20 protein-coding genes and 1 pseudogene are annotated in these 22,004 nt (G+C 43.7%); 18 read left to right on the plus strand and 3 right to left on the minus strand.

What is annotated here, in order from left to right; translation table 11 throughout:
* Positions 1-36: 36 nt before the first annotated feature.
* Together nth and FRZ06_03205 are read left to right on the plus strand one after the other, a co-directional pair.
* Positions 37-786, plus strand: a complete 750-nt coding sequence (nth, locus tag FRZ06_03200; protein ID QOX62436.1) for an endonuclease III — start codon at positions 37-39, stop codon at positions 784-786.
* Complete coding sequence (locus tag FRZ06_03205; protein ID QOX62437.1) at positions 783-1,661, plus strand: epoxyqueuosine reductase; 879 nt, start codon at positions 783-785, stop codon at positions 1,659-1,661. Before nth ends, FRZ06_03205 begins: the two co-directional genes overlap by 4 nt.
* A 228-nt stretch (positions 1,662-1,889) precedes the next feature.
* On the opposite strand, the gene FRZ06_03210 is transcribed toward FRZ06_03205, so the two are convergent.
* Positions 1,890-2,387: a hypothetical protein gene (locus FRZ06_03210; GenBank protein ID QOX62438.1), complete on the minus strand. Its 498-nt coding sequence runs from the start codon at positions 2,385-2,387 to the stop codon at positions 1,890-1,892.
* A 102-nt stretch (positions 2,388-2,489) separates the two neighbouring features.
* On the minus strand, positions 2,490-3,779 hold the full coding sequence (locus FRZ06_03215; GenBank protein QOX62439.1) for a homoserine dehydrogenase: 1,290 nt from the start codon (positions 3,777-3,779) through the stop codon (positions 2,490-2,492).
* 319 nt (positions 3,780-4,098) lie between these two features.
* Here FRZ06_03215 and trmL point away from each other — a divergent pair, with 319 nt between their 5' ends.
* The 16 genes and pseudogenes from trmL (at position 4,099) to rnr (ending at position 21,461) form a co-directional block, all read left to right on the plus strand.
* Entirely contained in the window at positions 4,099-4,569 is a 471-nt protein-coding gene (gene trmL, locus FRZ06_03220) for a tRNA (uridine(34)/cytosine(34)/5-carboxymethylaminomethyluridine(34)-2'-O)-methyltransferase TrmL (protein ID QOX62440.1), read from the plus strand.
* A gap of 117 nt (positions 4,570-4,686) precedes the next feature.
* Complete coding sequence (gene rpoN, locus FRZ06_03225; GenBank protein ID QOX62441.1) at positions 4,687-6,111, plus strand: RNA polymerase factor sigma-54; 1,425 nt, start codon at positions 4,687-4,689, stop codon at positions 6,109-6,111.
* Positions 6,112-6,175: 64 nt separating this feature from the next.
* Positions 6,176-7,186: a type I glyceraldehyde-3-phosphate dehydrogenase gene (gene gap, locus FRZ06_03230; GenBank protein ID QOX62442.1), complete on the plus strand. Its 1,011-nt coding sequence runs from the start codon at positions 6,176-6,178 to the stop codon at positions 7,184-7,186.
* Positions 7,187-7,190: 4 nt separating this feature from the next.
* Positions 7,191-8,378, plus strand: coding sequence for a phosphoglycerate kinase (locus FRZ06_03235; protein ID QOX62443.1), 1,188 nt, complete (start codon positions 7,191-7,193; stop codon positions 8,376-8,378).
* Positions 8,379-8,511: 133 nt separating this feature from the next.
* Positions 8,512-9,258 carry a triose-phosphate isomerase gene (locus FRZ06_03240; GenBank protein QOX62444.1) on the plus strand — a complete coding sequence of 249 codons (747 nt, stop codon included), beginning with the start codon at positions 8,512-8,514 and terminating at the stop codon, positions 9,256-9,258.
* A 103-nt stretch (positions 9,259-9,361) separates the two neighbouring features.
* A complete protein-coding gene (locus FRZ06_03245; protein QOX62445.1) occupies positions 9,362-10,651 on the plus strand; it encodes a phosphopyruvate hydratase in 1,290 nt (429 codons plus the stop codon).
* 64 nt (positions 10,652-10,715) lie between these two features.
* Positions 10,716-10,946, plus strand: coding sequence for a preprotein translocase subunit SecG (gene secG, locus FRZ06_03250; GenBank protein QOX62446.1), 231 nt, complete (start codon positions 10,716-10,718; stop codon positions 10,944-10,946).
* Positions 10,947-11,109: 163 nt separating this feature from the next.
* Entirely contained in the window at positions 11,110-13,134 is a 2,025-nt protein-coding gene (locus FRZ06_03255) for a sodium-translocating pyrophosphatase (protein ID QOX62447.1), read from the plus strand.
* Between the two features lie 323 nt (positions 13,135-13,457).
* Positions 13,458-14,639 (plus strand): ABC transporter substrate-binding protein, encoded by a 1,182-nt coding sequence (locus tag FRZ06_03260; protein ID QOX62448.1) that lies wholly within the window; start codon positions 13,458-13,460, stop codon positions 14,637-14,639.
* A 213-nt stretch (positions 14,640-14,852) separates the two neighbouring features.
* The gene (locus tag FRZ06_03265; GenBank protein QOX62449.1) at positions 14,853-15,731 is read left to right on the plus strand and encodes a branched-chain amino acid ABC transporter permease; all 879 of its coding nucleotides are present in this window, start codon (positions 14,853-14,855) and stop codon (positions 15,729-15,731) included.
* 3 nt (positions 15,732-15,734) lie between these two features.
* A complete protein-coding gene (locus tag FRZ06_03270; protein ID QOX62450.1) occupies positions 15,735-16,691 on the plus strand; it encodes a branched-chain amino acid ABC transporter permease in 957 nt (318 codons plus the stop codon).
* 14 nt (positions 16,692-16,705) lie between these two features.
* Positions 16,706-17,491 (plus strand): ABC transporter ATP-binding protein, encoded by a 786-nt coding sequence (locus FRZ06_03275; protein ID QOX62451.1) that lies wholly within the window; start codon positions 16,706-16,708, stop codon positions 17,489-17,491.
* A complete protein-coding gene (locus FRZ06_03280; GenBank protein QOX62452.1) occupies positions 17,484-18,191 on the plus strand; it encodes an ABC transporter ATP-binding protein in 708 nt (235 codons plus the stop codon). Before FRZ06_03275 ends, FRZ06_03280 begins: the two co-directional genes overlap by 8 nt.
* A gap of 1 nt (position 18,192) precedes the next feature.
* On the plus strand, positions 18,193-18,837 hold the full coding sequence (locus tag FRZ06_03285; GenBank protein ID QOX62453.1) for a CBS domain-containing protein: 645 nt from the start codon (positions 18,193-18,195) through the stop codon (positions 18,835-18,837).
* A 291-nt stretch (positions 18,838-19,128) separates the two neighbouring features.
* Positions 19,129-19,218, plus strand: a pseudogene (locus FRZ06_03290) (bacteriocin microcin).
* A gap of 182 nt (positions 19,219-19,400) precedes the next feature.
* Complete coding sequence (rnr, locus tag FRZ06_03295; GenBank protein ID QOX62454.1) at positions 19,401-21,461, plus strand: ribonuclease R; 2,061 nt, start codon at positions 19,401-19,403, stop codon at positions 21,459-21,461.
* Positions 21,462-21,539: 78 nt separating this feature from the next.
* On the opposite strand, the gene FRZ06_03300 is transcribed toward rnr, so the two are convergent.
* The gene (locus FRZ06_03300; protein QOX62455.1) at positions 21,540-21,962 is read right to left on the minus strand and encodes a CBS domain-containing protein; all 423 of its coding nucleotides are present in this window, start codon (positions 21,960-21,962) and stop codon (positions 21,540-21,542) included.
* Positions 21,963-22,004: the final 42 nt, after the last annotated feature.

The raw sequence follows: 22,004 nt of genomic DNA on the forward strand, positions 1-22,004 counted from the left end.
TGGGAAGATATGAAATAGAAAGGACGGAAAGCTGGTATGGCTGTGTTATCAAAGAAAAAGGTATTGGAAGTGGTTGAAATTTTGGAAGGAATGTATCCCGAGGCAGACTGTGAGCTTACCTTCGGTTCTGTTTTTCAATTGCTTGTGGCGGTGGTCATGTCTGCACAGACAACGGATAAAAGTGTGAATCAGGTTACAAAGGTTCTATTTGAAAAATATCCGGATGCTCCGTCCATCGCTGCAATGGAGGAAACCAAGTTGCAAGAGATGATTAAACGGATTGGGATGTACCGTACGAAGGCGAAAAATGTTCTGCATCTTGCACGGATCCTGACAGAAGAATACGGCGGTGAGGTTCCGGGGGATTACGACAAGCTCATCGCGCTTCCCGGTGTAGGGCGAAAAACTGCCAACGTAGTTCTGGCCAACGGCTTTGGTGAGCAACGCATAGCTGTGGATACTCATGTATTCCGTGTATCAAATCGCATCGGTCTTGTGAAAGAGCCAGACGTACTGAAGACTGAGCTTTCTTTGATGAAAGTTTTGCCGGAGGACAAATGGACAAGGATGCATCATGCACTGATCTGGCATGGCAGAAGGGTTTGTGACGCCAGGAAGCCCAGATGTCCGGAATGTCCGCTGAACTCCCTTTGCCTTCATTGGAAGAACGTGAATACAGTAATAAAAAGGAAGGAAGGCGTCGCTGCGAAAAAGGAAAGCAGTACAGCTGTGCAAAAGAGCCGCAAAGTTTTGGCACAGAAAGCAGCCAATGAGGAGAAAAAATGAAGGCGATGATCACTGGTGAAATTGAGGAATTCGTAAAAAAATATGAAATGATAGAGGGGATCACGACAAAATGGGGGAAGCCTTTGGTCGGTTTTGCTGATGCTAAGCATCCACTGATCATGGAACTGCCCGAAATCATCTCATCCGCTCATCAACTTCCGAAGGATGTTCTGCCCTGTGCTTCCATCGTTATTGCATATTTTGTACCGTTTACGCGTGAGATGAATCGAACGAACCAAGTTCAAAACGATATTGCGTCCAGGGAATGGGCTCTCGCGTATGAAGAGACCAATGGGATGTTCCTCAAATTGAATGAGCATCTCATCGCTTCCTTGGCTGGAAAAGGGGTTCGTGCCGCGGTTTCACCGGAAACCCGCACCTTTGACAGGGAAACGCTCATCAGCAATTGGTCCCATAGGCATATGGCAAGGGCTGCCGGGCTCGGTTCCTTCGGGCTGAACAATATGCTGATTACCAAGCAGGGCTGCTGCGGAAGATTTCATTCACTTGTTACAAATCTTGATGTGGTGCCTGATTCACCAGATGCGCAGGAGTACTGTCTTTACAAGAAAAACGGAAGCTGCGGGATCTGCATCAAGCGTTGTCCTGCAGGGGCCCTATCAGTGGAAGGCTATGACCGAAAAAAGTGCTTTGCGGTGCTGCAAAAGAACGCGATGATTCATACTGGGCTTGGAGATTCGTATGGCGAAGCACAAGGGGAACTTGAATCAGATGAACATACAGAAAGCATGGCGGTTCAGAAGTCGGAAGAAAATAAGCAGCTGGGGATGTCGACAGCAGAAACCAAGACAAAGGGTGGCAGTGATGTCTGCGGTAAATGCATCGCATTTGCTCCCTGTGCATTCTTTTGTTAAATGAAAGAAATGGAAATAACGGAATCAAAGATTCCTATTTCCACATGACGCCTCAAGGGCGACGATAATCAAGGTGCTTACTTTGTTATTCCGTCAATATTGCTTTCAGCAATAATTCCTACATAATAAAAAAGAGGTTCTCAACCGATTTTTCGAAAGGGAACCTTTTTTATATTCAATGAAAAATATTTCGTAGCTTTTTTGTAGCAATCCACAATTCGTTATCGGCTAGTTGGCGCCGCAGCATTTTTTATATTTCTTTCCGCTGCCACAGGGACAGGGGTCATTTCTGCCAGGCTCCTTATCTTTGACTACGGTTTTGGACTTTTTGTGGGTCTTTGTAATTTCCTGTCTTTCTTCTTCGGTGAGAATTTGTTCCCACTGGGGCAGGGTGTACAAGTAGTCGGCCTTTGCTTCCAGCATATTGAAGAATAACTTGTTGTAATCAATATCAAGCTCGATCTGAGATTCTTCATCAAAGCTCTTGAAATCCAGTTCCTGATTCAGACTTGAACTGATTCCATCCAGAAAACCCATGAAAATCACAGGATCAGCTTCGTATTTTTCTGCAAGTTCCTGAAAGGAACCAGTAACTTTTTCTTTGTAATTTTCAAGAATCCCGCTATAGATTCTCTTCTCAGTAGAACTGTATTTTTCCCAGAACGCGCCAAAGGTTTCATCGGTCTGATGATCGATCAAGTCCTGCCACTGTTCAAATAAACTCATAAAAAAATTCCTCCATCTTATTTAATTTTTTCTTATGGTAACGATGTGCATCTCAGGGAGCTGCATTCAGAAGCGATCCACTAACTGCTGCATCGAAGAGCGCTACATCACGCGAATGATACTTTTTATTTCACTGGCAAACTGAGATTTTCCGATTTTATCCAGCGCTTCATCAAGACGGGCTCTGGTTACCTCGTGCAGAATAAAGACAAGAGGTACTTCTCTGCGCTCGTTCACTTCTCTCGACAGCTGGAGAACAGAATCCACACCGATGCCGCATGATCCGAAAGTTGTAGCGATACTGCCCAGCACTCCGGGAACATCTTTTGCCATCATGTTGACATAGTATTTGTTTTGACCTTCACCAACATAGCGGAGCATCTTTTTCGCTTTTGTTTCCGCATAGTGATCAAAGGCAGCGCCCTTTGCTATGGCTCTTGAAATTTCAATTACGTCTCCCATAACTGCACTTCCTGTAGGCAGGGGACCGGCTCCTTTTCCGTAAAACATCAGGTCATCTACCGCATTTCCGGTGACGAAGATGGCATTGAACTCATTGCTGACGGAAGCAAGGGGGTGGTCTTTGGGAACAAAAGCTGGCTGTACGTGTGCTTCCAGCTGATTGCCTACCTTCTTAGCGGTTGCCAGCAGCTTGATTTTATATCCAAACTGATCCGCAAGCTTGATATCCTCTTTTGAAATGTTGGAAATTCCAGCAGTAGGGATTTCCTGGGGTGCTACTCGGATTCCAAAAACCAGAGAGATCAGAATGGAAAGCTTGTTGGCTACATCGATGCCTTCAACGTCAGCAGTGGGATCCGCTTCCGCAAAGCCCTTTTCCTGCGCAACCTTGAGCACATCCGCATAATTCAGTCCATATTCTGTCATCTGGGTAAGAATATAGTTTGTAGTTCCATTTACGATACCCAGGATCTCTTCGAATTCGTTAGCAAGAAGATCTGAAGCAAGGGTATTCAAAATCGGAATACCACCGCCTACGCTGGCTTCATAGCGAAACATCACCTGGTTTTCTTTTGCAGCATCCATGAATGCGTCATAATTGGCTGCTACTGCTGCTTTATTTGCCGTTACTACGTGCTTTTTATTCTGGAGAGCCTTCAGCATGAAGGTGCTGGCAGGTTCAATTCCCCCCAAAAGTTCGATGACAATATCAATGGAAGGATCCAGAAAGATATCGTCAGGGTTCTGCGTAAACTGCTGCGGAGTCACCGTAATGTCTCTTTTCCTATTTACGTCTTTTTCCAGTATCTTTGTGATTTCTATTGAAACGCCAGTGGTGGATTCAATCTGCCTTTTATTCATTTCCAGTGTTTTGTAGGTTCCGGTACCAATATTACCAAGCCCGAGAAGTCCGACTTTTATTGTTTTCATACAATTACCTCCTATCGTATTTTGTTCACTTCATATTCGTATTTCGTTCGCTTCTATCTTTTGCCAGGCGGATACTCCTGCCAGCAAAAGGCTGCTGAATCCGTAGCGGAAGCTGTTGTCTCTGCGAAATAGACTGCTATTTTCAGCGTATTTAGGTATTATAATATATAATTGTAAAATTGTCTTTAAAAAATTACAAAAATTTATTATGATAGATATGACGCATTGTCTAAATTACAGGGATGATGAAGATAACGAACTGGGATGAAACAGTGATTAAGTTAGTATTAGTTGCATAATATGACGGAGGTGATTGATTTTGACATTGCATATTGTGCTGGTAGAGCCTGAGATTCCTCCTAATACGGGAAATATTGCTCGCTCCTGTGCTGCCACCGGGACGAAGCTGCATTTGGTCAAGCCCCTTGGCTTTTCCATTGATGACAAGACTCTGAAGAGGGCTGGGCTGGACTATTGGCCATTTGTTGATCTTGAGGTGCATGAATCCTTAGAGGAGTTTCTCATAGAATATAAAGACATGCCCATGTATTTCGCGACAACCAAGGGGATCAGAAGCTATTCGGAAATCATTTACGAAGAGAATGCCATGTTGGTCTTCGGAAAGGAAACGGCAGGACTGCCACGGGGGTTGATCGAGGAAAATAAGGACAGAACCATTCGAATTCCAATGGGTAAGGACACCAGGCTGCGATCTTTGAACTTATCAAATTCAGTGAATATCGTGCTCTTTGAAGCACTGCGGCAATTAGAATTTCCTGGATTGGAATAATTGTGAGATTCGCTTGTTAATTTTTTGATAATTTTTAAGAAAAGTTTGGCACAAGGTGATATAGTTGTGGTATAATGATGAAGAGGTTTGAGAGAACCTCTCATAATGAGGTGCATTATGAGACTTGGGTACGACTTAACAATTGAACAATCGCAGAAACTGGTTATGACTCCTGAGTTGATTCAAGCCATTCAAATCCTGCAGTTCAATACACAGGAACTTGATAGCTACGTAGAGGAGCAGCTGCTGACAAATCCTATTTTGGAAATTACGGCCTCAGCTCCCGCGGAAAGCGAAAAAAACGCAGAAGAGTTTCAGGTCAAAAATGATGATTTTCAGGCAAAGGACAATAATAATGAATTTGACTGGGCAGAGCATTTCAAGGAGAAGGAATACGACGACATCAGTTATAAGCAGTGGGAGTATAACGCGGAAAAAAGCGAATACACTTACGAACAGTTTGTATCTTCTGAAATAACATTGGTGGAGCATCTGATGTTCCAGCTGCAGTTTGCCCCCATCAAACAAAGCTGCCGTGCCATCGGCAGGTATATGATTGAGTCTTTGGACGAAAACGGCTACATGACACTTTCGGTGGAAGAAATCGCCAAGGAGTTTGGGGTTGAACCAGAAAAGGTCACTATCGTACTCGATGCGATTCAAAATTTTGAACCGGCGGGAGTAGGAGCAAGGAGCCTGAAGGAATGTCTTTTGATACAGCTGCGGCACCAAGGAAAAGTTGACCCGGTTGTAGAGGAAGTTATCAACCATTATCTTGAAGACATTGCTGGTAATCGGCTGAACAATATCGCGAAGGCACTTGGTGTTTCCGTAAAAGAGATTCAAGAGGTGAGCGATCTCATTAAGGGTCTGGAACCAAAACCAGGCAGGCAGTTCGGATCAGCAAATGAAACAAGGTATATCGTACCGGATGTTACTGTAGAGAAAATTGATAGTGAATATATTGTCACAGTAAACGAAAGCAGTGCACCGAAGCTTACCATCAGTCCTTACTATCAGAGAATGCTTATTGATTCAGACAAGGAATCAAACATATCAAAATTCCTAACGGGCAGATTAAATTCCGCTCTTTGGCTGATCAAGAGTATCGAGCAAAGAAGGCAAACCATCTACAACGTTGTAAACGCAGTCGTAAAATACCAAATTGACTTCTTTGACAAAGGACCCAAGTATCTAAGAACTCTAACACTCAAACAAATTGCGGACGAGGTGGGCATACATGAATCCACTGTAAGCCGATCCATCAACGGAAAATACATGCAGAGTCCGCGAGGAATCTACGAAATTAAATATTTTTTCACCAGCGGCGTTTCAGGCAACAGCGGAGAGGGTATTGCTTCAGAGAGCATAAAAACTTTCATCAGGGAAATAGTAGAAAATGAAGACCCAAAATCTCCTTTGAGCGATCAAGCCATGGTAGAGATGCTGACGGAAAGAGGAATTGACATTTCAAGAAGAACTGTAGCAAAATATCGGGATGAAATGAATCTTCCCTCTTCTTCGAAGCGGAAACGATATTAGTGAATCCCACACTGATTAATTTGGTATCCAAAAAATTCATATATATTTATTAGGAGGAAAAAACATGAAAACAAAAGTTGGAATTAACGGATTTGGAAGAATCGGTAGAAACGCATTTAAGGCTGCACTGGCGAAGAACGCAGATTTTGAAATAGTTGCCATCAATGATATCACAAATCCTGCTACTTTAGCTCATCTTTTGAAATATGACAGCTGTTTCGGAAAATTTGACGGAACTGTAGAAGCAAAGTCCGACGCAATCGTTGTTAACGGAAAGGAAATCAAAATCCTTGCTGTAAGAAATCCTGAGGAACTTCCTTGGAAGGAAATGGGAGTTGAAGTTGTTCTGGAATCCACAGGGCTCTTCACAAAGAAAGCTGACGCTGAAAAGCATATCAAAGCTGGCGCAAAGAAAGTTATCATCTCCGCACCTGCAACTGACGAAGATATCACCATCGTTATGGGCGTAAATGAAGACAAGTATGATCCTCAGAATCACAACGTTCTGTCTAATGCTTCCTGCACAACAAACTGCCTCGCACCTTTTGCTAAGGTTATCGATGAAGAATTCGGAATCGTAAGAGGACTGATGACCACAATCCACTCCTATACAAATGATCAGAGAATTCTTGACCTGCCGCACTCCGACCTGAGAAGAGCAAGAGCTGCTGCAGTATCCATCATTCCTACCACAACAGGCGCTGCGAAAGCGGTATCCCTTGTTCTTCCTCAGCTGAAGGGCAAACTGAACGGAATGGCTATGCGTGTACCTACTCCTGCTGTATCCGTAGTTGATATCGTATTCGAACTGAAGAAGAATGCAACGAAAGACGAAGTAAATGCAGCACTGAAGAAGGCTTCTGAAAACGAACTGAAGGGTATCCTGGGCTACACAGAAGAGCCACTGGTATCCATCGACTTCAAAGAAGATGAAAGATCCTCCATCGTCGATGCATTATCCACAATGGTAATCGAAGACAATATGGTTAAGGTTGTTTCCTGGTATGACAATGAATGGGGTTATTCCAACAGAGTCGTTGACTTGATGGAATATGTAATCAAGAAAGGCCTGTAAGAAGATGAAAAAAACAGTAAGAGACATTGACGTTAAGGGTAAAAAAGTGATCGTTCGCTGTGATTTCAATGTACCACAGGACAAAGAAGGTAACATCACAGACGATATCCGAATTACAAGCGCCCTGCCTACAATCAGCTATCTGATCGAACAAGGGGCCAAGGTGATTCTCATGTCTCATCTGGGCAGACCTGACGGTGAAGCCAATATGAAATATACCCTAAAGCCGGTTGCAGACAGACTGTCCGAGCTTCTGGGAAAGAGTGTCCTGTTTATCAGTGCTCCCGAAGTAGTCAGCGAGGAAGTTTCCAAGGCTGCAGCGGGTCTTGCTGAAGGCGAAGTGATGCTTTTAGAAAACGTTAGATTCCGCAAGGAAGAAACCAAGAACGGAGAAAATTTCTCCAGGGAGCTCGCGGATCTGGCTGAACTCTTTGTGAACGATGCTTTCGGCACTGCTCACAGAGCACACTCATCAACCGCAGGCGTAGCAGATTACCTGCCTGCAGTATCCGGCTTTCTCATTGAAAAGGAAGTTAAATTTCTGGGAAGCGCGGTGGAAGCACCTGAAAGACCGTTCGTTGCTATCATGGGCGGTGCAAAGGTTAAGGACAAGATTCTCGTCATCGAGAATCTGCTTGCCAAGGTTGATACGCTGATCATCGGCGGAGGAATGGCATTTACCTTCCTAAAAGCAAAAGGCTATGAAATCGGCAAGTCCTTGCTGGATGCTGAAAGAATTGACTATGCGACAGAGCTGATGAAAAAAGCTGAGGAAAAGGGTGTAAAAATCCTTCTCCCGATAGACGTTGTGGCAGCCAAAGAATTCAGCAACGATGTTGAAACGGCTGAATTTGAAGCAGATGCCATTCCTGCGGAATGGATGGGTCTTGATGTAGGACCTAAGTCTGCGCAGCTTTTCAGTGAAGAGTTGAAGAATGCAAAAACTGTCATTTGGAATGGTCCCGTTGGAGCATTCGAAATGTCCAACTTTGCACAGGGAACCATTGCAGTAGCAAAGGCTCTTGCTGAGACAGATGCGGTTACCATCATTGGCGGCGGAGATTCTGCTGCTGCTGTGGAACAGTTCGGCTATGCTGATAAAATGACCCACATATCCACCGGCGGCGGTGCTTCGCTGGAATTCCTGGAAGGCAAGGAACTGCCGGGAATCGCTGTATTGCAGGATAAGTAAGACATCATAAATAGTGAAGCTCTGAATGACATCAAGTATAGTTCAATGAAACAGAGCTTTTGAGAAAAAATATTTCGCCGACAATTTGACTTGGATTGTCGGCGAGCTCATGAATTAATATCGGAGGACAAAAATGAGAAAGCCTTTTATAATGGGCAACTGGAAAATGTTTAAAACAACAAAAGAAGCAGTTGCGTTTGCAGAGGAATTCAAAAAATTATATCAGTCTTCGGACGTTGTTGCAGGCGTATGCGCACCCTTTACACAGCTTGCAGCGTTAAAGGATGCTTTCAAGGGTACCGACATTAAGGTTGGTGCACAGAACATGCACTTTGAAGAAAACGGTGCGTTTACCGGGGAAATTTCAGCAGATATGCTTAATGAACTGGGAATAGAATACTGTGTCATTGGACATTCTGAAAGAAGACAGTATTTCAATGAAACGGACGAAACGGTAAATAAAAAGCTTCACACTGCTTTCAAACATAATATCATTCCGATTCTCTGTGTAGGTGAAGTACTGGAAGAGAGAGATGCCGGCAAAGAGTTTGATGTTGTTAAGACACAGACCGTTGGTGCGCTGAAAGATCTCATAGCTGAGCAGGTATCTGCATTGATCATTGCCTACGAGCCAGTATGGGCGATCGGTACAGGCAGAACAGCTTCACCAGAGCAGGCTAATGAAATGTGCGGCTATATCAGAACGGTTATCGAAGAGCTTTATAGCGATGAAGTATCTGAAAAGGTCATCATTCAGTATGGCGGCAGTGTCAAACCTGCTAACGCATCCGAATTGATGAACATGGAAGAGATTGATGGGGCTCTGGTTGGCGGAGCAAGCCTTGTTCCTGCTGATTTTATTGAAATCGTAAATTTCTAACAATGAGAATCTACAAATCACTGATTTGTAGATTTCTAATGAAAACGGAGCAGTGTCCCGCAAGGGGCGCTGGCAGTAAGTGAAATATTAAGGAGGATAAGACATGTCATATATTGAAGATGTAATTGCACGTGAGTTACTTGATTCAAGAGGAAATCCTACAATTGAAGTTGAAATTTTTCTGGAAGACGGAAGCACAGGAAGCGCGATTGTTCCTTCCGGTGCATCCACTGGTATCTTCGAAGCTGTTGAGCTTCGTGACGGAGACAAGAGCAGATACCTTGGAAAGGGAGTTCAGACTGCAGTTGACAATGTAAACAACATCATTGCTGAAGAAATCATCGGCATGAATATTTTTGACCAGGTAGGTCTTGACAAGGCGCTGATCGCTCTTGACGGAACACCGAATAAGGGCAAGCTCGGAGCAAACGCGATTTTGGGCGTATCCATGGCAGCTGCTCATGCAGCGGCAAACTCCCTTGGCCTTCCGCTGTTCCAGTATATCGGAGGCGTTAACGGTAAGCTTCTTCCCGTACCGATGATGAACATCTTAAACGGCGGGCAGCATGCCGACAACAATGTTGATATTCAGGAATTCATGGTAATGCCTATTGGCGCTCCTTCCTTCAAAGAAGGTCTGAGAATGGGTACAGAAATATTCCACAGCCTGAAAGCTGTTCTGAAGGGCAAAGGCCTTAACACCGCTGTTGGTGATGAAGGCGGATTCGCTCCAAACCTTTCTTCCAACGAAGAGGCTATTGAAGTCATCGTTGAAGCGATCAAAAAGGCTGGATATGTACCAGGAACTGATGTGAAGATTGCTCTTGACGTTGCTTCCTCCGGAATGTATGACAAAGATACCAAAACCTACAATTTTGAAGGTGAAGGCGTAAAAAGAACCACTGCTGAAATGGTGGACTTCTATGACCAGCTTACATCAAAATATCCGATCATCTCCATTGAAGACGGATTGGATGAAGACGATTGGGAAGGATGGAAACTCCTGACAGACAGACTTGGCAAGAGAGTTCAGCTGGTTGGAGATGACCTGTTTGTAACGAATACCGAAAGACTTTCCAAGGGAATTGAACTTGGTGTAGCAAACTCCATCCTGATCAAGGTAAACCAGATCGGAACCCTGACTGAAACTCTTGATGCAATCGAAATGGCGAAAAAGGCTGGTTATACTGCCATCGTTTCTCACCGTTCCGGCGAATCAGAAGATGTTACCATCGCTGATATCGTAGTCGGAATTAACGCTGGACAGATCAAGACTGGTGCTCCTTCCAGAACAGATAGAGTTGCGAAATACAATCAGCTCCTCAGACTGGAAGAACTCCTCGATACAGCAGCACAGTATGCTGGAAGCAGTGCGTTCTATAATTTAAAATAAGCATTGATTTATTTGACAAGTTATGGTACACTACAAGAGTTAATCTTGTATAGGAGGTGCGGAAGTGCAAATATTTCTGATGATATTGCTTTCAATCGCTAGTTTAGTATTGATTGCAAGTATCCTGCTGCAGCACGGCAACAGCGCTGGACTCTCTGGGTCCATTGGCGGCGGCGCGGAACAACTGTTTGGCAAAAAGAAAAGCAAAGGCTATGAAGCGATCTTGAGTAAGATCAGTACCGTTGGTGCCATCGTATTCATTTTGTGCTCGTTGATTCTTGTTGCAATTGAGTAAAGAAAGCAGTCGTTACAGCCATATATTAAGATTCATTATAAACTTAACTGACCGGTAAGTCATTTTAAGAGGTGCTCTTTGCGCCTCTTAATCTTGTTGTTGAGGGGATTCGCAAACGTTGTAGGAAAAGAAAAATATCGTAAACGTAAGGAGGAGTTTTTTAATGAATGTTTTAGCCGTTTTAGCACCTGTATCTGCCGTCATAGCGTTAATTTTCGCCTATGGCTTATCGTCCTGGATAGGAAAAATGGACGAGGGCACTGACCGTATGCGCGAAATTTCAGGCTATATCAGAGAAGGCGCCATGGCGTTCCTGAGAAGAGAATATAAGACAATGGCGGTAGTTATCCTTGTCTTATTTTTGGTTTTAGGGTTCGGCATTGATTGGCTTACAGCGGTGCTGTATGTTTTTGGTGCGCTTTTTTCGGTTCTGGCAGGTTACTGCGGCATGCGTGTTGCCACAAAGGGTAATGTTCGTACAGCAAGTGCGGCCATGAGCGGTGGCATGAATAAGGCACTTAAGGTAGCCTTTAGAAGCGGGGCCGTAATGGGTCTGTGTGTAGTAGGTCTGGGACTCCTCGGTATCGGAGGAGTTTTTGTTCTATTTGGGGTAGAATCAGCCTCGGTAATTACGGGGTTCGGACTGGGAGCTTCCTCCATGGCCTTGTTTGGTCGTGTTGGAGGCGGGATCTATACAAAGGCTGCAGACGTTGGTGCTGACCTGGTTGGTAAGGTTGAAGCCGGGATTCCTGAGGATGATCCGAGAAATCCCGCTGTTATTGCAGACAATGTTGGAGACAATGTCGGCGATGTAGCAGGAATGGGCTCTGATCTGTTTGAATCCTATGTAGGTTCTATTATCTCTGCCATCACTCTTGCTGTAGTGATGCCTTCGATCAAGCCGACTTTTGGCTATGAATTCGACCTGCCTCCTCTGGCAGGATCAGTATTTCCCCTTGTATTATCTGCAATCGGAATCATTGCTTCCATTATAGGAATTATGTGTGTAAGGGGCAATGAGAAATCCAATCCTGCTGCTGCTTTGAATGCAGGAACTTATATCAGCAGCGCAATAGTCGTTGTTTTCTCTTTCGTGTTAAGTTGGGTTTTCTTTGCCAACTTCAACTGTGCCATAGCGATTATCGCGGGTCTTATCGTCGGAATTGCTATTGGGAAACTCACAGAATTCTATACCTCCGGTGACTACAAGCACGTTAAAAAAATATCAGAACAGTGCCAGACAGGACCGGCAACGACAATTATCAGTGGTTTTGGCGTTGGTATGCTTTCCACTGTATGGCCTATCATCATGATTGCAGTGGGAATCCTTGTTGCTAATGCATTTGCTGGATTATACGGAATTGCACTGGCGGCAGTAGGCATGTTGTCTACCACAGGTATGGTTGTTGCAGTTGATGCTTATGGACCTGTATCTGATAACGCAGGTGGTATTGCTGAGATGTCTAAGCTTCCAAAGGAAGTCAGAATGATAACGGACAAGCTCGATGCAGTTGGAAATACAACAGCTGCAATTGGAAAAGGCTTTGCAATCGGTTCGGCAGCGCTCACTGCACTGGCACTGTTTGCTTCCTATTCTCAGCTTGCTGGATTAGAGTCCATTAGCTTGCTTGAGCCAATGGTTATCGCAGGTCTCTTTATTGGAGCAATGCTTCCTTTCCTTTTCTCTGCTTTGACTATGAACTCTGTGGGAAAAGCAGCATATCAGATGATTGAAGAAGTAAGAAGACAGTTCCACTGTGATGCAGGTATCATGGAGGGCACCTGTAAACCTGATTATGCAAGATGTGTTGATATCAGCACAAAGGCGGCATTGAAAGAAATGATGGCGCCGGGATTGCTTGCAATCATTGCACCCATGGCTGTAGGAATCATTATGGGAACAGAAGCTCTGGGCGGAATGCTTGCCGGAGCTCTTTCCTCAGGCGTACTGGTTGCTATTATGATGGCAAATGCAGGAGGCGCTTGGGACAACGCAAAAAAATACATAGAAGAAGGACATTTCGGAGGCAAGGGCAGTGAGTCACACAAAGCTGCCGTTGTTGGAGATACTGTAGGAGATCCCTTTAAGGATACTGCTGGTCCTTCCATTAATATCCTCATTAAGCTGATGACCATTGTTGCGGTTGTATTCGCACCGGTCTTCGTAGCGATCGGCGGTCTGCTGTAAGGAAGACCGCTACCCGTAGTCAGTTAGTAAAATTAGTAAGTTTGCGAACAAAATAACAAAAAATCAAACCGAGAGGGAGTAATTTGACTCAGATTTTAGAATTCTGAGCAAATACTCCCTTTTCTAATATTGTGAATGTGCTATCTAAGGGTTTGTATCATACGCACAAATTAGCCCCGGAATATTCAAGGGCTTTTGTTTGTCCACACATAACAGAGGGATTTGTAGTGCGAACACAAAGAAATATGACATATGTTGTTGACAAAAACATAAAAAAAGATTAAGATAAGTACTATCTTAAATGAAGGTGGTGTATTCACAATATGAAGAAAACTTTAATTTTATTACTCGTAATGATCATGGTAATCGGTTCCTTCACAGCTTGCGGCGGAAAGAAAGATGCTGGTAACGGCGGGGATGCTGCAACAGAAGTGAAAATTGGTATAAACTATGAATTAACTGGTGCTGTAGCTACATACGGCGAAGCTTCTGTCGATGGTATCCTGATGGCATTTGATGAAATCAATGCAGCCGGTGGCATCAATGGTATGAAGATTGTGCCCGTAAAGGTAGACAATAAGTCCGATGCAGCGGAAGCAACAGCTCTTGCTACGAGACTGATGACGCAGGAAGGCGTAGTTGCTTCTTTGGGACCAGCAACTTCCGGTAACTTCATGGCTACCATTCCAGTAGCGATGAGCAGTAAAGTTCCGGTAATCTCGGCATCAGCTACTGCTGACGAAGGTGTAACAGTTGACGCAAAAGGTAATGTAAACGACTATGTTTTCAGACTTTGCTTCAATGATTCCTTCCAGGGCGTAACCATGGCGAACTTTGCAGCAAACAACCTGAGTGCAAAAACAGCTGTTATCATTCAAGATAACTCCAGTGATTATGCAAAAGGTCTTGCAAAGAACTTCAAGGAAACTTTCACAGCAGCAGGCGGAACCATCGTTGCTGAAGAAGGCTATGTTGCAAAAGACAAGGATTTCAATGCAATCCTGACAAGTATCAAAGGTAAGCAGTTTGATGTTATTTTCCTTCCAGGATACTACCAGGAAGCAGGTCTGATCATCAAACAGGCACGTGATCTTGGAATTGCTCAGCCGGTTCTTGGTGCAGACGGTTTTGACTCCCCTGTTCTTTTAGAACTTGCTGGAGCAGCTGCTCTGAATGATGTTTACTTCTCAAATCACTATTCCTCACTGGATCAGGATCCAATGGTACAGGATTTCATCGCAGCGTTCAAGGAAAAATATGGTTCAGATCCGAATGCGTTCCATGCTCTCGGATACGACCTTGGTAAGTATATTGCTGATGCTATCAGCCGTGCAGGATCCACGGATCCGACAGCCATCAAAGATGCCCTTGCTTCCACAAAAGATTTTGCAGGAGTTACCGGTACCTTCAGCATGGGTCAGGACCACAATCCGATCAAATCAATTGTTGTAATCGGACTTGAAAATGGCGTTCAGACAACTAGTGTAAAGGTTGACCCGAAATAAGCCAACTTCAAAACAAAGCATAGTTACGGTACATTCCAGAAAATTCCTCAAAATGATGGATCGAAGGATGTTACCAACGATTGACGAATTAACAAATAAAAGCTATAATTATTAAGTTAGAGCACTAATCTGCTCTAACTTAATTGTTGTTTATGACAAAAAGAATTTTTATCCAAAAAAAGAAATAATTATTAAGTGTGGAGGTGCCAAACCTTGGATCAATTTTTACAGCAGATGGTAAACGGAATTTCGCTGGGCAGTATCTATGCATTGATTGCCTTGGGTTATACCATGGTTTACGGAATTATTAAGCTCATCAACTTTGCACACGGGGATGTGTACATGATTGGCGCTTATGTTGGGTTTGCTGCTACCACGTATGCAAGGCTGGGATTTATACCGGCACTTGTGATTTCAATGATTTCCTGCGCAGTATTAGGTATTGTTATTGAAAAGGTAGCTTACAAACCGTTGCGACATTCTTCGAGAATCGCAGTTTTGATTACCGCGATTGGTGTATCACTGCTTCTTGAATATGTCATGATGTTCTTCGTAGGAGCAGAAGTGCGCTCTTATCCAAAAGTATTATCAGATGCAGCGATTAATCTGGGATCTGTCAGAGTTAGTATGCAGCAGATCTACATTATCGTTACAGCAATTGCACTCATGGTTTTATTACAATTTATTGTTCACAAGACGAAAACAGGAAAAGCGATGCGTGCCGTGTCCATCGATTCAGATGCTGCTCAGCTCATGGGCATCAGAGTGGACAAGACCATATCCTTTACCTTTGCCATCGGCTCTGCCTTTGCAGGTGCAGCAGGCGTGCTGGTAGGAATCTATTACAATTCCATTGATCCGCTTATGGGAGTTATGCCGGGACTTAAGGCCTTTGTTGCTGCTGTATTCGGCGGAATCGGAAGCATCCCCGGTGCTATGATCGGCGGGCTTTCCATCGGTATCATGGAAACCATGGTGTCAGGCTATGGAAACTCCATGTACAGGGACGCTGCGGTATTTGCATTCCTGATCATCATTCTGATCTTCAAACCGGCAGGACTGCTCGGTAAGAATACAAGAGAGAAGGTGTAACAGATGAGAGCGATAACTAAGAAGAATTTACTGATCCTCGTCACCATTCTGCTGACCTTCGGTATTGTTCAGACACTTTTGACCGTTGGGATCATCAATAGCTTTTATGAGATCACAATTGCAACAATCTGTATCAATATCATTCTTGCAGTAAGTTTGAACCTGGTTACAGGATTCACCGGACAATTTTCTCTGGGTCACGCTGGCTTTATGTCCATTGGAGCCTATGTGTGTGCGATAGTCAATCTTCAGATGAATTCGACAGTTGGTTTTCTCGTCGGTACCTTCGCGGGAGCGCTGGTAGCTGCCCTTGTAGGAATACTCGTTGGAATTCCTACCCTCAGGCTCAGGGGAGATTATCTGGCAATTGCCACCCTTGGAATGGCTGAAATCATCCGTGTGGTATTCCTGAATATGGAAATTACTAACGGGGCTGCCGGATTAAATGGAATTCCGAGATTTACTAACTGGCTGTGGTTATTCGTGTTCACAGCGGGAACCATCATTCTCATTAACAACTTTATTAAATCTTCCCACGGCCGTGCCTGCATCTCCATCCGTGAAGATGAAATTGCGGCAGAATCCATGGGAATCAATACAACGAAGTATAAGGTTATGGCCTTTGCCATAGGTGCATTCTTTGCTGGAATTGCAGGAGCACTGTATTCATCCTATTTCTTTTTTGTAAAGCCTGATTTGTTTGGTTTCCTGAAGTCAATCGACATTCTGGTTATCGTAGTACTGGGCGGAATGGGAAGTCTAACAGGTTCTGTTATCGCAGCGGTGGTACTTGCCGTAATCTCTACATTCCTGCAGTCGTTTACTGCGGTTAGAATGATCGTTTACGCTGCTTTGCTGGTGCTGATCATGATCTTCAGACCTCAGGGCATTATGGGTACCAGAGAAATCACAGATCTTCTGAAATTCATACCAAGAAAAAAAGATGATAGAATCGAGTAAAGGAGGAACCAGTCATGTCATTGCTAACGGTTGACAAATTAACAAAGTCTTTTGGTGGACTTACTGCAGTATCCAATGTCAGTCTGTATATCGACAGAGGCGAGCTGGTTGGGCTGATCGGACCAAATGGGGCCGGTAAGACTACTCTGTTCAATCTTCTTACAGGTGTATATGTTCCAACTTCGGGTACAATAAAAGTGGAACGGGACGGCAAGGTCAAAGAGATCGGTGGATTAAAGCCCTACCACGTAACAAAGGAAGGGCTCGCAAGAACCTTTCAGAACATCAGATTATTTAAAGATCTTTCGGTTCTGGACAATGTCCGAATCGCGATGCATCAGAACGTTAAATACCGTTTGGGTTCTGCGTTTCTGCATCTGAATAAATTTCATAACGAAGAAGATGAATTGAGAGCAGAGGCAGAGCGGCTTCTGGACATCTTCCATCTGTCTCACAAGAAGAACGAACTGGCAAAGAACCTTCCCTATGGAGAACAGCGACACCTTGAAATTGCAAGGGCGCTTGCTACTAAGCCTTCACTGCTGCTTCTTGATGAGCCAGCCGCCGGTATGAATCCTCATGAGACAGCCGCGCTCACCGAAATCATCGGATGGATCAGGAAGGAATTTGATCTGACCATACTGCTCATTGAACATGATATGTCTTTGGTTATGAAGATTTGCGAACGAATCTACGTACTTGATTACGGGATGCTGATCGCATCCGGAAAGCCGGAAGAAATCAGAGCAAATAAAAAGGTAATTGAGGCGTATTTGGGGGAGGATGTTAATCATGCTTGAGATAAAAAATCTTAACGTTCATTACGGCGTCATCCATGCCCTGAAGGATATTTCCTTGACGGTTAATGCCGGAGAAATCGTAACACTCATCGGCGCAAACGGTGCAGGAAAGACCACAACACTCAGAACTATATCGGGACTAAACAAAGCGACCAGCGGTGAAATTTTGCTGGAAGGCAAGAATATAACAGGTGCGGCGGCTCCCCAGCGTGTTGAGATGGGGATTTCGCAGGTTCCAGAGGGAAGAAGAATCTTTCCAGCTATGAGCGTATTTGAAAATCTGGAATTAGGTGCATTTTTGCGTAATGATAAAGCAGAGATCAAGAAGGATATGGAAATGGTTTTCGGCCGCTTTCCAATCTTGGGGAACAGAAAAAAGCAGACTGCCGGTACGTTATCCGGTGGAGAACAGCAGATGCTGGCGATGGGACGGGCATTGATGTCCAGACCTAGGATCCTGCTGCTTGATGAACCTTCCATGGGGCTTGCTCCGTTGCTGGTAAGAGAAATATTTGAAATCATAAAGGCGATCAATCAGACTGGAACAACAATCCTTCTGGTAGAGCAAAATGCCAGCATGGCACTTTCCATCGCACATAGGGCCTATGTATTAGAAACCGGTTCTATTGTACTTTCAGGAACCGGAGAGGAGCTAGCTAAGAGCAGTGAAATTCAAAAAGCTTATTTAGGAGGGGAATAGCATGTATGTAAAGAACAGAATGACTACGAATCCGTATACCATAGCTTTTGATGCGCCAATTACGGAAGTAATTGAACTGATGAGAGAGAAAAATCTGAAAAGAGTACCCGTTGTCCATGGTGACAGAGTGGTTGGAATGCTGACTCACGGAGATATTCAGAAGGTATCCCCCACAAAGGCAACGACTCTGAGCATCTATGAACTGAACTATTTGCTGGCAAAAACCAAAGTTAGTGATGCAATGAGCAAAGATGTCATAACCATTTCGCCGGATGCGCTTCTTGAAGAAGCCGCGGTTCTAATGCGTGACAATAAGATCAGCACCTTGGCTGTGGTTGAAAAAAGTAAACTTGTGGGAATTATAACGGAAAGCGATATCTTTGATTCGTTCATTGATCTCCTTGGATTCCGTGATTCTGGAAGCAGAATCACTGTGCAGGCAAAGGATGTTCCCGGAGTTCTCGCTGATATTGCTGAAATTTTCAGTGATCTGGACTCCAATATAACCCATGTTGGCATTTACAGAGGCAGCGGCGGATATAGTGATGTCGTAATTCGCACCAATGCGATCAACACGGACGAAATTGAAAAACGCTTGACGGAACATGGCTATAGAATTGAAAATGTCATAAGAAACGAAGATTGATCATTAAATCGTTATGTGTGGCTATGCACGGCATTAAAACTGCCAGGCATAGTCACTTTTTTTTTCCCAAAAGTTACCTCATCATAATTCTTCACAATCATAATCACTTTATTAATTTTTTGCGTAAAAAAGTAAAAACAGCAAATAATATTATCGAGAAAGAGAGGAGATGAAAGAATGAAAAATAGAAAGATTTTTCTGATGCTTTTATTGGTTTTAACTCTGTTTATGTTTGCTGCCTGCAATACAAATGACAATGGAACTCCTAACGTACCTGATACAACGAATAACGGTACAGGAGATGGCACTGGTGGCGGAACTGGTGGCACTGGTGGCGGAACCGGTGGTACTGGTACAAACGGAACCGGTACCGATGGTGGATTGGTAACGGACAGCGGCATAAATAATAATACAAATCAATAAAAGCCGGGAGCACAGAGGAAAAGCCTTTGTGCTCTTTGTTTATAACAAGGTATTATCACGAAATCTTTGATGATGTGATTTCTGCTTTGTTGATTTATTCTGTTTAAGAAATCCAAATTGTGGTAGAATGGTGATGTAGAATGAATACAAATATGATAAATGATATGGATGTGAATATGAATACAAATTTAACGAAACGCAGTTTAAAAGGTAAAAAGAGGAAAGAGGAAATCATCACCGGTGTTCTGTCCAAGCATAAAAAGGGGTTTGGCTTTGTAATTCCGGAATCAGGTGAGGGTGGAGATATTTTTATTGCACCGCCAGCAATCAATGGGGCAATGAATGGCGATATTGTAAAGGTTGCACTGCTGCCGCCGGAAGAAACCACAAGGTCAAGAGAGGGCACCATCAAGGAAGTGGTAACGCGCGCTGTAGACGAAATTGTGGGTACTTTTGAAAAGAGCAAGCGCTTTGGTTTTGTTATCGCGGATGACAGGCGCGTTAATGATGATATTTTTGTGCTTCGAAAAGATTTCAACGGTGCGAAGTCAGGAGACAAAGTAGTTGTTAAAATTACCAAGTACCCTGATAAAGCGAATAATGCAGAAGGGCGGATCGATGAAATTATCAGCAAAAGCGGAGAGGCTGGCGGAGATATCAAAGCCTTGATTCGGCAATATCAACTGACAAAGGAATTTCCTGAGAAGGTAGAAGCGGAAACAAAGAAAATACCATTGAAAATTTCTGAAGCCGAAATCCAAAAAAGAGCAGATCTTAGAGAAAAAACGATTGTAACCATGGATGGCGCAGACGCCAAGGATCTTGACGATGCTGTTTCTGTAGAAAAATTGAATAACGGAAATTATCTTCTGGGTGTTCATATTGCAGACGTAAGCCATTATGTAAGGGACGGTTCTCAGCTCGACAAGGAAGCATTAAAAAGAGGCAACAGCGTTTATTTGATTGATCAGGTGATCCCAATGCTGCCAAAGCTGCTTTCCAATGGAATCTGCAGTTTAAACCCAGCAGTAGATCGGCTGACTTTGTCTGTAAACATGGAGATTGACAGCAAAGGAAAAGTTGTGAATCACGATATCTATGAAAGTATCATTCATTCAAAAGCGAGAATGGTTTATGGTGACGTATCCGATATGCTGGAGAAGAATGACAAAGCCCTGATTGATCAATACCAAGACATTTATCAGGATATTCTCCTTATGGATGAGCTTGCTAAGATTCTAAGGAAGGCAAGAGACCAACGGGGAAGTCTGGATTTTGATTTTGACGAGGCTTATATTAAACTGAATGAGCAGGGCATCCCAACCAGCGTGGAAACCGCGGAACGGAGGGTGGCAAATCGAATTGTTGAAGAATTCATGCTCATTGCCAATGAGACGGTGGCGGAGCATTTTTACTGGATGGAGGTTCCTTTTGTATATCGTGTTCATGAGTCTCCCTCATTGGAAAAAATTGAAGAATTTAAGCGCTTCATTGGTAGCTTCGGATTGATCCTTAAGGGGAATCCCGACAATATTCATCCCAAGGCACTGAATGAAATCATAAAAAATGTTGAGGGAAAACCGGAAGAACATGTTGTAAATACGGTAATGCTTCGTTCTATGAAAAAAGCTTTCTATGGAACGGATTGTGAAGGGCACTTCGGACTTGGGGTTAAGTATTATTCCCATTTTACCTCTCCCATCAGAAGATACCCAGACTTGATCATACACCGTATCATAAAGGAAGCAATTCATGGAAAACTGGATGCAAAGCGGATCAAGTCACTGAAAAAGAAAACGGAAAAAGCTGCTGAGATTTCATCCGGAACCGAAAGGCAAGCCCAAGAGCTGGAACGCGAGGTCGAAAAGCTGAAAAAGGCCGAATATATGTCCTATCACGTAGGAGAAGTTCATGAAGGCATCATAAGCGGAGTCGCGAATTTTGGTTTCTTTGTGGAGATAGAAAATACTATCGAAGGCATGGTGCGTGTGGATTACCTGAATGATGATTTCTATGACTATGAAGCTTCTAAATACAGGTTAATCGGCAGAAGAACCAATAAGATCTATGGATTAGGGGATAAGGTTACCATTAAGGTGCACTCTGTAGATCTATTAAACAGAGAAATAAATTTTACTGTTGCGGAAGAACGTCAAAAGAAGGAAGATGTTTCAAAGTATCAGTATCGCAAAGATCATTGATATTTCATATAAAATTGAGCCGTCCAAAGACTGTATGGAGATCTGTTATAGATTCATCAATCTTGGCGGCTCAATTGTTTAATTCATAGTGCTCTGTTTTGATATGGCTGACAGTGCGTCTCCAGCCTCGTCTACATAGATCTGCTTTCGGGCAATATCTGCCATCGCAAGCATTCCGATGACTTTATTGTTTTCAACTACAGGCAGTCTTCTGACCTGATACTTAGCCATAAGCAGGGAGGCTTCATGGGTATCCATATCGGGTTCTGCATATACTAAGTGTTTCGTCATGATATCCTGGGCTGTTTTTGCGGCCCCGCCATTTGAAACGGCACGGATTACGATATCACGGTCTGTGATAATACCCAGGGCCTCACCGCGGTCATTGCATACCGGTATGGAACCGATATTTTCTTGTTTCATTTGTTTGGCAACCTGTTCGATGGAAGTTTCCGGTCTAACGCAGGTTACGGAAGTGGTCATTAAATTTTTTACACGCATATAGGCCTCCTTCAAATTTGCAGTTCAATCGCTATGTCCTCC

This window comes from Clostridiales bacterium (assembly GCA_015243575.1).
In the GTDB taxonomy this organism is placed as follows: Bacteria; Bacillota; Clostridia; order Peptostreptococcales; family Anaerovoracaceae; genus Anoxybacterium; species Anoxybacterium hadale.

Coding starts and splice junctions, on each gene's coding strand:
- FRZ06_03260 (QOX62448.1), top strand. CDS start 13,458: ATGAAGAAAACTTTAATTTTATTACTCGTAATGATCATGGTAATCGGT.
- FRZ06_03240 (QOX62444.1), top strand. CDS start 8,512: ATGAGAAAGCCTTTTATAATGGGCAACTGGAAAATGTTTAAAACAACA.
- nth (QOX62436.1), top strand. CDS start 37: ATGGCTGTGTTATCAAAGAAAAAGGTATTGGAAGTGGTTGAAATTTTG.
- FRZ06_03215 (QOX62439.1), bottom strand. CDS start 3,779: ATGAAAACAATAAAAGTCGGACTTCTCGGGCTTGGTAATATTGGTACC.
- FRZ06_03235 (QOX62443.1), top strand. CDS start 7,191: ATGAAAAAAACAGTAAGAGACATTGACGTTAAGGGTAAAAAAGTGATC.
- FRZ06_03270 (QOX62450.1), top strand. CDS start 15,735: ATGAGAGCGATAACTAAGAAGAATTTACTGATCCTCGTCACCATTCTG.
- rnr (QOX62454.1), top strand. CDS start 19,401: ATGAATACAAATATGATAAATGATATGGATGTGAATATGAATACAAAT.
- FRZ06_03245 (QOX62445.1), top strand. CDS start 9,362: ATGTCATATATTGAAGATGTAATTGCACGTGAGTTACTTGATTCAAGA.
- FRZ06_03280 (QOX62452.1), top strand. CDS start 17,484: ATGCTTGAGATAAAAAATCTTAACGTTCATTACGGCGTCATCCATGCC.
- rpoN (QOX62441.1), top strand. CDS start 4,687: ATGAGACTTGGGTACGACTTAACAATTGAACAATCGCAGAAACTGGTT.
- FRZ06_03205 (QOX62437.1), top strand. CDS start 783: ATGAAGGCGATGATCACTGGTGAAATTGAGGAATTCGTAAAAAAATAT.
- FRZ06_03300 (QOX62455.1), bottom strand. CDS start 21,962: ATGCGTGTAAAAAATTTAATGACCACTTCCGTAACCTGCGTTAGACCG.
- gap (QOX62442.1), top strand. CDS start 6,176: ATGAAAACAAAAGTTGGAATTAACGGATTTGGAAGAATCGGTAGAAAC.
- FRZ06_03210 (QOX62438.1), bottom strand. CDS start 2,387: ATGAGTTTATTTGAACAGTGGCAGGACTTGATCGATCATCAGACCGAT.
- FRZ06_03285 (QOX62453.1), top strand. CDS start 18,193: ATGTATGTAAAGAACAGAATGACTACGAATCCGTATACCATAGCTTTT.
- FRZ06_03275 (QOX62451.1), top strand. CDS start 16,706: ATGTCATTGCTAACGGTTGACAAATTAACAAAGTCTTTTGGTGGACTT.
- FRZ06_03255 (QOX62447.1), top strand. CDS start 11,110: ATGAATGTTTTAGCCGTTTTAGCACCTGTATCTGCCGTCATAGCGTTA.